Raw genomic sequence first — 10,742 nt, forward strand, 5'->3', positions numbered from 1 at the left:
TTGAAACAGACGGACACCGCGTGTCCGCCACACTGATCAGACCGGATGCACAAGAACCTGACGAGCATCTCTTGATGTTCGTAGCCTGGGCCGGGCTGACAAGCATTTGCCGATCCGCTTGCCCGAATACTGGCGCAGCCGGATCCTAGACCGTCACATCATTGCCCGCCCTCCGCCGATAGACGGGCGAGGAGCAAAGTCTTCCTCCGGGACTTAGCTAATATCGGCTTTTCGCCAGCGTCAATTCCTATTTGTCCTACAAAACCGATTTTTCGTCGAGTCTCGAAATTAATCGTCTGACAATTGATTGACGCCCCTGTCCGCATTTGCCTAAATGCGTGCATCGCGTTCGTCCGGGAGGAAATGGACGACGCAAGACGCAATCGGTGCCAATCAGGTCGGCGACCGCTGTGTGATAAATGGGGAGGCTTAAGGCTGGTGTCGGTTCTCGAACTCGCCAACATCTCGAAGCATTTCGGCGCCATCCAGGCGGTCAACGACGTCTCGTTCTCGCTGGAAGCCGGCGAAGTCGTCGGCCTGATGGGGGACAACGGCGCCGGCAAGTCGACGCTGGTCAAGATGATCGCCGGCAATTTCCGCCCGAGCCACGGCACCATGCAACTGGATGGCAAGGAGCTTGTCATGCACAAGCCCGCCGACGCGCGCCAGCACGGCATCGAGATCGTCCACCAGGACCTCGCACTCTGCAACAACCTGACGGCCGCGGCCAACGTCTATCTCGGCCGTGAGCTGTGCAAGGGCGTCGGACCATTCCGCATCCTCGACTATGGCGCGATGTACAAGCGCGCCGGCCAGCTCTTCGCCGAGCTGAAATCCGAAACGCGGCCGCGCGACCTCGTCAAGCAGATGTCTGGCGGCCAGCGCCAGGCGGTGGCGATCGCCCGCACCATGCTGTCGCAGGCCAAGATCGTGCTGATGGACGAGCCGACGGCGGCGATCTCGGTCCGGCAGGTCGCCGAGGTGCTCAACCTCATTCGGCATCTGCGCGACCAGGGTATCGCCGTGGTCCTGATCAGCCACCGCATGCCCGATGTGTTCGACGTCGCCGACCGCGTCATCGTCATGCGGCGCGGCCGCAAGGTGGCCGACAAGAAAATCGCCTCGAGCTCGCCCGAGGAAGTCACCGGGCTGATCACCGGCGCCATCGAACAGGTTGCGTAGCCGCGTGGATCGGGCGTCCACGCCTCAGGAAAGGTCGATAATGGCAGTCACCCTTGACCAGACGATCGCGCAGAAGCAGCACACCTTCCTGTCGCGGCTCTTCTCCAACCAGACCTTCTGGGTGGTGATCGCGGTCATCCTCGCCTGCCTGTTCCTGTCCGTCGCCACCGATTCCTTCGCCACGTCGAAGAACCTCTTCAACATCACGCGCAACGTCACCTTCACCGCCATCGTGGCGCTCGGCATGACCTTCGTCATCATCACCGGCGGGATCGATCTGTCGGTCGGCTCGGTGCTCTGCCTGTCCTCGATGGTGCTAGCCGTCACCATGCATGCCGGCTATTCGATCGAGATCGGCATCCTGGCCTCGATCGCCACCGCGCTGGTCGTCGGCGCCTTCAACGGCGTGCTCATCGCCTATCTCGGCTTTCCGCCTTTCGTGGTCACGCTCGGCATGCTGTCGGTGGCGCGCAGCCTTGCCATGGTCGCGTCCAACAACACGGTGGTGTTCCAGTTCGGACCGGACCATCAGAAGCTCCTGGCATTGGGCGGCGGCGCCTGGGTCTTCGGCATCGCCAATCCGGTGCTCTACATGATCATCCTGGCGCTGATCACCGGCTTCATCCTGCGCTGGACCAAGTTCGGCCGGCACATCTTCGCCATCGGCGGCAATGAGCACGCGGCAACGCTGACAGGTGTTCCCGTCAAGCAGATCAAGGTCGCCGTCTACATGATCTCGGCGCTTTCCGCGGGGCTTGCCGGCATCATCCAGACCGGCTGGCTGGGCGCCGTCACCACCAATCTCGGCAACGGCATGGAACTGCAGGTTATCGCCGCCACCGTCATCGGCGGCGCCAATCTCGCCGGCGGCGTCGGCACCGCGATCGGCGCCATCGTCGGCGCAGCGCTGATCGAGGTGATCCGCAACAGCCTCGGCCTGCTTGGCATCAACGCCTTCTGGCAAGGCACTTTCATCGGCGGCGCGATCATCCTGGCAGTGCTGTTCGACCGCATCCGCAATTTCCGCCGCAGCGATTGAGCGCAACCTCCCCTTCTCCCCCACGGGGAGAAGGGGAATGTCGCCCCTATCGCTCAGTCTGAAAATCCATCCAGGCGCTTTGAGTGCAAGGTCCGCCGCGCCTGCCCGCCTTGACGCAGCCTCACCCCAGCCGCACTATCCTTGGGCAGGCGAAGGGAGGCCAGTCGCCTGCGGGAGGAACGATACCCATGACGGACGCGATCAGGCTCTATTGGGGCCGGTTCGGACATGTCTCCGTGCTGAATGTCGCCAACGACTTCGTCACCCATGCTCATGGCGAGGCGCATCTCATCATCTGGCTGGAAGGCACGGCAGGCGAAATGACCATCGGCCGCGAGATAGTGCGGCTTGGACCGGACACCGCGGCCGGCATCAACTCGTTTCAGCCGCACAGCCACGCCCTCTCCCACGACGGCAAGCCCGGCCTTTTCCTCGCCTTCTACATCGACCCCGACTGGGCGCGCCAGCGCCGCGACCTGCCGTCGTCGGCGCCGCTGTTCACGCAGGCTGCGATCGCGCTGGAGCCCTGGTTGCATCAGGCGGCGGCGAACCTGCTCGATCACCTCACCGACAATGAGAGCATCGACGACGTCGCCAATTACGAGATCGAGCGTTTCATCGACAGCGTGCTCGACGCGGCGGATGCTTCATCGCCGCAGGCGGCCCGCGCGCGCATCAACACGATGCTCGATTTCCGCGTCCGCAAGGCGATCCACTTGATGAAGGCCAATGTCTGCGAGCGCATCTCCTTCGATGACGTGGCGCGTTCGGTCGGCCTTTCCCGGCCGCATTTCTTCGCGCTGTTCAAAGAGCAGACCAACCTGACGCCGAACGTCTACTGGAACACGCTGCGCATGGAGGAAGCCGTGCGCCGGCTGCAGTGGTCGCAGGAGCCGCTGATCTCGGTCGCCTGCAATCTCGGCTTCACCACCCAGGGCAATTTCTCGCGTTTCTTCCGCGACCATGTCGGCGTACCGCCGACACTCTACCGCGAAGCCGCGAGGGCGACGGCCTGAGGTGCGTTGAAATTGAGGTCAGGCCGGCCTCACCTGAATATCGACGCGCCGGTTTTTCCGACTGGTTGATACGCACTTAAGACGCATTGATAAGCGCCGGCCCGCCGCTCGCCCTAGCCTGCTCCCGATCTTTGCAAGGGAAACCAGTCTATGGCGAAAGTCACCATTTCCAGCGTCATCGACGCACCGGTCGAGCAGGTCTGGGCGCGCATCCGCGACTTCAACGGCCTGCCTAGCTGGCATCCGCGCATGGTGGAAAGCCATATCGAGGACGGCAAGGACGCCACCACGATCGGCTGCGTGCGCAACTTCACGCTGGTCAGCGGCGCAAAGTTGCGCGAGAAGCTCCTCGACTTCTCGGATGAGAATTTCCTGGTCAGCTATTCGATCCTCGAGACGCCGCAACCGCTCACCAATCACAAGGCGACGCTGCAGTTGCGGCGTATCACCGACGGCAACCGTACTTATGCCGAATGGACGGCCAGCTTCGACGCGGCGCCCGAGGAAGCCGACAAGCTGGCCGAGGGCATGGGTGCCAACGTCTTCCAGGGCGGCTTCAACGCCCTGAAGGCCCATTTCACCGGCCAGAGCTGACGGGAGCCCGCCATGTCACTTGCGCTGCGGACCTTTTCGAGCGTGAAAGACGCCAACGCCGCGCTGCAGGCCGCCGGCACGCGTTATCTCGGCGGCGGCACACTCGTCATCCGCGCCGCCAATGAAGGCGACGTTTCCGTCTCCAGCCTTATCCGTGTCGACGATCCCGGCCTTTCGCAGATCATGGTTTCCGGCGGCAAGGTCCGGCTCGGCGCTTCGGTCACCATGGCGGCGATTGCGCGTCACCCGGAGCTCGCCACGCTCGCGGCGGCCGCGCGCGCCGTCGGCGGGCCGGCGATCCGCAACATGGCGACCGTCGGCGGCAATCTGTTCGCCCCGGCACCTTACGGCGATTTCGCCGTGGCGCTGCTGGCGCTCGACGCGACCGTCGTCACCGAGGACGGCGAAATGCCGATCGAGACTTTCCTGGCCGGCCGCGACGCCAGCCGCTCTATCGTCACGGCTGTCGGCTTCTCATTGCCCAAGGCGGAGAGCTTCCGCTTCCTGAAAGTGTCGCGCGTCAAGCCGAAGGGGGTGTCGGTGCTGAGCATCGCAGCACTCCTGCAGCGCACGACTGACGGCACGGTGACTGCGGCGCGCATCGCGCTGGGCTGCATGGCCGATCGGCCGATACGCGCTTTGGCGACGGAGAAGGCACTGCTCGGCTGCAAGCTCACGTCACAGGAAATCGCGCCGGCGCTGGCCGCCGCGGGCGAAGGCATTGCGCCGATCACCGACCCGATCGCCAGCGCTTGGTATCGCGCCGAGGTCCTGCCAGTCCATCTCGGCCGGTTGTTGTCGAATTAATCCGTGGGGGACGCGCGTCTGTCCGGCCGATCCGGGCAGGCGCGCAGGGAGGAAGAATGGCGAAGGTACCTGTCCAATTCACACTCAATGGCTCCGAGAAAGCCGAGTTCGTCGAAAGCGGCACGACGCTGCTCCACGCGCTGCGCGACAAGATCGGCGACACCTCGCCCAAGGGCGGTTGCCACCAGGGCACCTGCGGCGCCTGCTCGGTCATCATTGACGGCGAACTGCGCCTCTCCTGCCTGACGCTGGCCGAGACCTGCAGCGGCGCCGACATCAGGACGACGGCCGGCCTCGCCGAAGGCGGCGTGCTGCATCCGCTTCAGCGCGCCTTCCTCGATGCCTTCGCCACGCAATGCGGCTTCTGCACGCCCGGCATGATCATGGCGGCAAAGGTGCTGCTCGACCGCACGCCGAATCCCAGCCGCGAGGACGTGGTCGAGGCGCTGTCCGGCAACATCTGCCGCTGCACCGGCTATGAGCCGATCATCCAGGCGGTGCTCACCGCCGCGCGCGCCAACTCGCAGAACGCCGCCTGAAGGAACGAGTCATGGAACTGCGCAAGGACTATTTCGCCGATGTCCGCAAGGACGGCCTGCACGAGATCGGCCAGGGCCGCCCGCGGCTCGACTCGCCAGGACATGTCACCGGCAAGACCGCCTATTTCGCTGACCGGAACTTCCCGGGCATGCTGCATCTGAAGATGGTGCGCAGCCCGCACCACCATGCCCGCGTCCGATCGATCGACACGTCCGAAGCGGAAAAGCATCCGGGCGTCGTCAAGGTGCTGACCGCCAAGGACGTGCCACACAATGTCTACACCATCCTGATCCTGATCCAGATCGGTCCCGAGGACGAAACCGTGCTTGCCGACGGCAAAGTGCGTTGGAAGGGCGAAGCCGTGGTGGCGGTGCTGGCCGAGACCGAGCGCGCGGCGCAGGAAGCCGCCGCCAAGGTCAAGGTCGACTACGAGGTGCTGCCGGCCGTCTTCGACATGGAGGAGGCGCTGAAGCCCGGCGCGCCTTTGGTCAACGAATATCACGGCCAGAACTACTATCTCTATGACAGCGGCGAGTGCCGCAAGGTGCGCTTCGGCGATGTCGAGGCAGGCTTTGCCCAGGCCGACCACATCCTCGAACAGTCCTACCAGTCCTCGCCGATCGAGCACGCGCCGACCGAGACCACCGGCTGCGTGGTGGCGCCTGAGGGCAATGATCGCTTCACCTGCTACACCAACACCCAGGCGATGTTCTTCACCCTCGACAACACATCGATCATCCTGCAGATGACGGGCTCGAAGCTGCATTTCGTCGGCGGCACCGTCGGCGGCGGTTTTGGCGGCAAGGTCGACGTGATCGTCGAGCCGATCGCCATCCTCGGCGCCAAGCTAACCGGACGTCCGGTCTGTTTTATCTACAGCCGCGAGGAGGAGATGCAGATCTCCTCGCCGCGCGCGGCAGAGAAGGTCGTGATCAAGGACGGCGTCATGAAGGATGGCCGTATCGTCGCCCGCAAGGTGACCGGCTACACCGATGCCGGCGCCTATTCGCGCCACTCGCCTTATGGCGCGCAGAAAGGCGCCGCGCACTATCCCGGGCCCTACACGATCCCGAATGTCTGGATCGACACCTATTGCGTCTACACCAACCGCACCCCTTCGTCGGCCATGCGCGGCTTCGGCGTCACCATCGGCGACTTCGCGCTGGAGGTACAGATGGACAAGCTGGCGCGGCTGATCGGCATGGACCCGCTCGAGTTCCGCTTCATCAACGCCTATCGCGACGGCGACATGAAGGCGCATCGCCAGCCGACCGAGGGGGCCGCGCTGATCGAATGCATGCAGGAAGCCTCGCGCGCCGCCAACTGGCCCGTGGCGGAAAAATACATGGCGATGTCCTCCTACAGGAAGGGAGCCTGAGATGGCGATCCGGCGTGGACGCGGCGTCGCTGCGATCAACTATCCGACCGGCATGAACCTTGGCGGCGACCCGACCCAGGCGCTGGTCCATTCGACGCCGACCGGCAACTTCATGGTCACGCTGTCCAGCGTCGACCTTGGACAGGGCATGAAGCAGATCATGGCGCAGATCTGCGCCGAAACGATCGGCGTGCCGACCGACCGCGTCATCATCGACACCGCCGACACCGACACCGGCCCGCACTGCATGGGCACCTTCGCCTCGCGCGGCACGCACCGCGCCGGCAACGCGGTCATCCAGGCGGCCAAGGAAGCCCGCCAGGTGATGCTGGAAGTGGCGGCCGAGGAGCTGGAGGTGAACGCATCCGACCTCGAGACCGACGGCCAGGGCAACATCCAGGTGAAGGGCGCGCCGCAGAGATCGATCTCGATCTTCGATGTCGCGCTGTCGGCGCATTTCAAGCGCGGCCGCTCGATCTCCGGGCGCGGCATGTTCCTGATTCCGCGCTCCTATCCGGAGAAGGAGACCGGAGCGATGAAGCCCTCCACCTGCTACGCCCATGCCTGCACGGTGGCCGAGGTCGAGGTCGACGACGAGACCGGCGAAGTGACGGTGCTGACCGTCAAGAATGTCTTCGAGATCGGCCGTGCGCTGAACCCGAAAATGGTCGAGCAGCAACTGGTCGGCGGCTCCTGGATGGGCATCAGCCACGCGCTCTACGAGACGACCGAGCCCTATTACCCGAACCGCGACCATGGCGGCACCGACTTCAACCAGTATCTGATGCCGGGGCCAGGTGACCTTGCGGAGACCGAGATCATCGTCTTGGAGCGTCCTTCCGCCGACGGCCCGTTCGGCGCCAAGGGTCCGGGCGAGATGTGCGCCAACCCGCAAATCCCGGCCGTCGCCAATGCCGTGTTCGACGCGGTCGGCGTGCGCATCGACACGCTGCCGATCACGCCAGAACGCATCCTGCGCGCGCTGAAGGCGCAGGCCACGGGCTGAGCGGGAAGATGACCAGCATCGATGCCGTTGAGATCGCGGCTTCGCCGGAGCAGGTAGCCACTCGCCTCGCCGCTTCGCGCTATCTGGCGGACGACAGTCTCGCCACCGCGATCTTCCTGGCGATCCGGCTGGGCAAGCCGCTGCTGCTCGAGGGCGCGCCGGGCGTCGGCAAGACCGAGGCCGCGAAGGCTGTCGCCGGACTGCTCGGCCGCGAGCTTGTGCGTCTGCAATGCTATGAAGGCATCGACGCCGGGCACGCGCTCTACGAGTGGAACTACCAGCGCCAATTGCTCGCCATCCGCCATGCCGGTGAGCACGAGATCGACATCTATGACGACCGCTTCCTGATCGCACGGCCGCTGCTGCAGGTGCTTCGCGCGCCGGTTGAGCGCGTGCTTCTGGTCGACGAGATTGACCGATCGGACCACGAGTTCGAGGCACTGCTTCTGGAATTCCTCTCCGACTTCCAGATCAGCATTCCGGAGCGTGGCACCATCCGCGCCGCGACGCAGCCCATCGTCATCCTGACCTCGAACCGCACCCGCGAGTTGGCAGAGGCGCTGCGCCGGCGCTGCGTCTATCACTGGATCGGCTATCCCGACGCCACGCGCGAGGCCGAGATCATCATGTTGCGCTCTGGTGATGTCGCCGAGGCGACCGCACGCGCGGTGGCGAATGCCGTGCAGCAAATCCGCGCGCGGCCCCTGGCCAAGCCGCCGGGCATTGCCGAAGCGGTCGAATGGGCGAATGCGGCGACCATCCTCGAAAAAGGCGGCAGCCCGTGGCCGCAAGCCTTCCGCCGCGCCATCGGCGTGCTGATCAAGGACGAGGAGGATCTGTCCGCGATCGCTCCTGAACTGGGGAGGATTGTCGAGGAGGCGCTGGCGTGATGGGCGAGCTCAAGCCCTTCTCCTCGTTCGCTCGTGAAAGATCAGCGCCGGCGGGACAGCGCCCCCCTCTGTCCTGCCGGACATCTCCCCCACAAGGGGGGAGATTAGGAGCGTCGCCGTCGGCGCCTCTCTTGCAACGTTGGCGATTGGCGACGGCCGTGGCGATAGCTGATCTCCCCCCAAGTGGGGGAGATGTCCGGCAGGACAGAGGGGGGCGCGAAGGAACGCAACGGTTGGAATGCCATGGCACCCGACCCTAGCCTGCCTCGCGCCGCCGCACCCTTCCTCGGCTTCGCCCGGCTGCTGCGCAGCCACGCCTTCGCCATCGCTCCCGAACGGATCACCAGCTTCATGCAGGCCGTGACCCTGCTCGGCCCGCGCTCGATGAACGACATTCGCGAGGCAGCTCTCGCGACGCTTGCCCCCTCGCCCGATCGGCGCGGCGAATTCGAGGCGCATTTCCGAGCCTATTTCCACGGCGACGCCAAGCCTTCGATCGAAGGCGAGGAGGACGACGAGACTCGCGTCAAGGACGACCGCGGCACGCGCGAGGAAGAGAACCAGACCCCACGCCAGGAGAAGGGCGGCGAGCTGTCCTCAGCGTTCGAGCAACTGAGCAGCCGCGATTTTCAGCGCGATTCAGATGCTCTCGGCCAGTTCCGCCGCAAGCTCGCCTCCGCCCTGCCCGCGCGCCGCTCCTTCCGCACTGCGCGCACCCGCTCGCGCGGCATGCTCGACCTCCGCCGCTCGCTCAGCGAAATCGTCAGCGCCGATGGCGACATCCCCTCGCCGCTGCTGCGCCAGCGGCAGACAATATCGCGAAAACTGCTCCTGCTTGTCGACGTTTCCGGCTCGATGAAGCAGCACACCGCCGAGTACCTCAAACTGGCCCACGCGGCCGTGCAAGGCGCGGACCGTGCAGAGGTCTTCACCTTCGGCACGCGCCTGACCCGCATCACGTCCGCGCTGCGCATCCGCGACCGCGAGCAATCGCTTGCCCGCGCCGCGGCGCTTGTCGACGATTGGGACGGCGGCACCCGCATGGGGCCGACATTGCTCGCCTTCCTGTCCGTGCCGCGCTTTTCCGCCTTCGCGCGCGGCGCGTGTGTCGTCATCCTGTCCGATGGCCTCGAACGCGGCAGCCATGCCGAGCTGGAGATCGCGATGCGCCGCTTCAGCGCCCGCGCTTTCCGGCTGTCGCTTGCGACGCCGCTCGCGGGCGATCCGCGCTTCCGGCCGGAAACCGCGGCCCTCAGCACCATCCTGCCGGCGCTCGACGATCTGGTCGACGGCTCGTCGCTCGGAAGCTTGACCGATTTCATCCTGTCGCTCGCCCGCCCCGCCCCGGCGGCCGCTTCCATCTGGAAAAGGGTATCGTGATGCAGAAAGCCATCGACGCGCATTTCCACATCTGGCGCCAGAAGGACCAGCCCTGGCTGGTCGGGCCGATGGTGCCGCGCATCTTCGGCCCCTACGAGCCGATCCGCCGCGACTATCCGATCACGGAGTTCCTCGAAGACCAGAAGGGCTCGGGCGTCGAGAAAGCCGTCTATGTCCAGACCAACTGGGCCAAGGAGGATTTCGAGAAGGAGGTCGCGTTCCTGCAGAAGACGGCGGACGAGACCGGCTGGCCGCACGCCATCGTCGGTTATGCCGACATGACGGTCGACGACGTCCGCCCGCAAATCGACCGGCTGATGAAATACAGGCTGCTGCGCGGCGTACGCATGCAGCTTCACTGGCACGAGACCCCCGCCTTCCGCTTCGCCGCTTCGGCCGACCAGGTGATCGATCCCAAGGTGCGGAAGAACGTGGCGCGGCTGAAGGATTACGGCCTCTCCTTCGACCTGCAGCTCTTCCCGGCGCAGATGAAGGACGGGCTGACGCTGGTCGGCGAAAATCCTGGGACGAATTTCATCCTCACCCATGCCGGCATGCTGACCGGCATGGAGCCGGAAACGACCGAGGCCTGGAAGGCCGGCTTGCGGACGCTTTCGGCGGCGCCCAATTTCTACGCCAAGCTTTCGGGGCTCGGCACTTTCGCGCACCGCAACGACCCGGAACTCATCGCCTATGTCATCGACAACGCGATCGAGATCCTCGGCAGCGATCGGCTGATGTTCGGCTCGAACTTCCCGATCGAAAAACTCTGGACCAGCCACGCCGAGCTGATCAAGGCGCATCGCGCGGCCGTTGCCAGGCACGGCGCCAAGGCCGAAGCGGACATTTTCTGGAACACGACCGGGAAGGTTTACCTGCCTGTGTAAGCGAAGACGTTCCCTTCTCCCCC

The 10,742-nt window shown here is 65.0% G+C and carries 11 protein-coding genes; all 11 read left to right on the forward strand.

Annotation, left to right across the window (positions count from 1 at the left end):
* The first annotated feature begins 438 nt into the window (after positions 1-438).
* The 11 genes from RFM41_RS27945 (at position 439) to RFM41_RS27995 (ending at position 10,719) form a co-directional block, all read left to right on the forward strand.
* Positions 439-1,182, forward strand: a complete 744-nt coding sequence (locus RFM41_RS27945) for an ATP-binding cassette domain-containing protein (RefSeq protein WP_320252494.1) — start codon at positions 439-441, stop codon at positions 1,180-1,182.
* A gap of 40 nt (positions 1,183-1,222) precedes the next feature.
* On the forward strand, positions 1,223-2,221 hold the full coding sequence (locus tag RFM41_RS27950) for an ABC transporter permease (RefSeq protein ID WP_320252493.1): 999 nt from the start codon (positions 1,223-1,225) through the stop codon (positions 2,219-2,221).
* A gap of 188 nt (positions 2,222-2,409) precedes the next feature.
* Positions 2,410-3,237 carry an AraC family transcriptional regulator gene (locus RFM41_RS27955; RefSeq protein WP_320252492.1) on the forward strand — a complete coding sequence of 276 codons (828 nt, stop codon included), beginning with the start codon at positions 2,410-2,412 and terminating at the stop codon, positions 3,235-3,237.
* Positions 3,238-3,387: 150 nt separating this feature from the next.
* Entirely contained in the window at positions 3,388-3,831 is a 444-nt protein-coding gene (locus RFM41_RS27960; RefSeq protein WP_320252491.1) for an SRPBCC family protein, read from the forward strand.
* 12 nt (positions 3,832-3,843) lie between these two features.
* Positions 3,844-4,638 (forward strand): FAD binding domain-containing protein, encoded by a 795-nt coding sequence (locus tag RFM41_RS27965; protein ID WP_320252490.1) that lies wholly within the window; start codon positions 3,844-3,846, stop codon positions 4,636-4,638.
* 56 nt (positions 4,639-4,694) lie between these two features.
* Complete coding sequence (locus RFM41_RS27970; protein ID WP_320252489.1) at positions 4,695-5,177, forward strand: (2Fe-2S)-binding protein; 483 nt, start codon at positions 4,695-4,697, stop codon at positions 5,175-5,177.
* 11 nt (positions 5,178-5,188) lie between these two features.
* On the forward strand, positions 5,189-6,556 hold the full coding sequence (locus RFM41_RS27975; protein ID WP_320252488.1) for a xanthine dehydrogenase family protein molybdopterin-binding subunit: 1,368 nt from the start codon (positions 5,189-5,191) through the stop codon (positions 6,554-6,556).
* Between the two features lies 1 nt (position 6,557).
* Positions 6,558-7,562 (forward strand): xanthine dehydrogenase family protein molybdopterin-binding subunit, encoded by a 1,005-nt coding sequence (locus RFM41_RS27980; protein ID WP_320252487.1) that lies wholly within the window; start codon positions 6,558-6,560, stop codon positions 7,560-7,562.
* Between the two features lie 8 nt (positions 7,563-7,570).
* On the forward strand, positions 7,571-8,452 hold the full coding sequence (locus RFM41_RS27985; RefSeq protein WP_320252486.1) for an AAA family ATPase: 882 nt from the start codon (positions 7,571-7,573) through the stop codon (positions 8,450-8,452).
* A gap of 243 nt (positions 8,453-8,695) precedes the next feature.
* The gene (locus RFM41_RS27990; protein ID WP_320252485.1) at positions 8,696-9,832 is read left to right on the forward strand and encodes a vWA domain-containing protein; all 1,137 of its coding nucleotides are present in this window, start codon (positions 8,696-8,698) and stop codon (positions 9,830-9,832) included.
* Positions 9,832-10,719, forward strand: a complete 888-nt coding sequence (locus RFM41_RS27995; protein WP_320252484.1) for an amidohydrolase family protein — start codon at positions 9,832-9,834, stop codon at positions 10,717-10,719. Before RFM41_RS27990 ends, RFM41_RS27995 begins: the two co-directional genes overlap by 1 nt.
* Positions 10,720-10,742: the final 23 nt, after the last annotated feature.

Source organism: Mesorhizobium vachelliae (assembly GCF_033977325.1).
Lineage (GTDB): Bacteria > Pseudomonadota > Alphaproteobacteria > Rhizobiales > Rhizobiaceae > Mesorhizobium > Mesorhizobium vachelliae.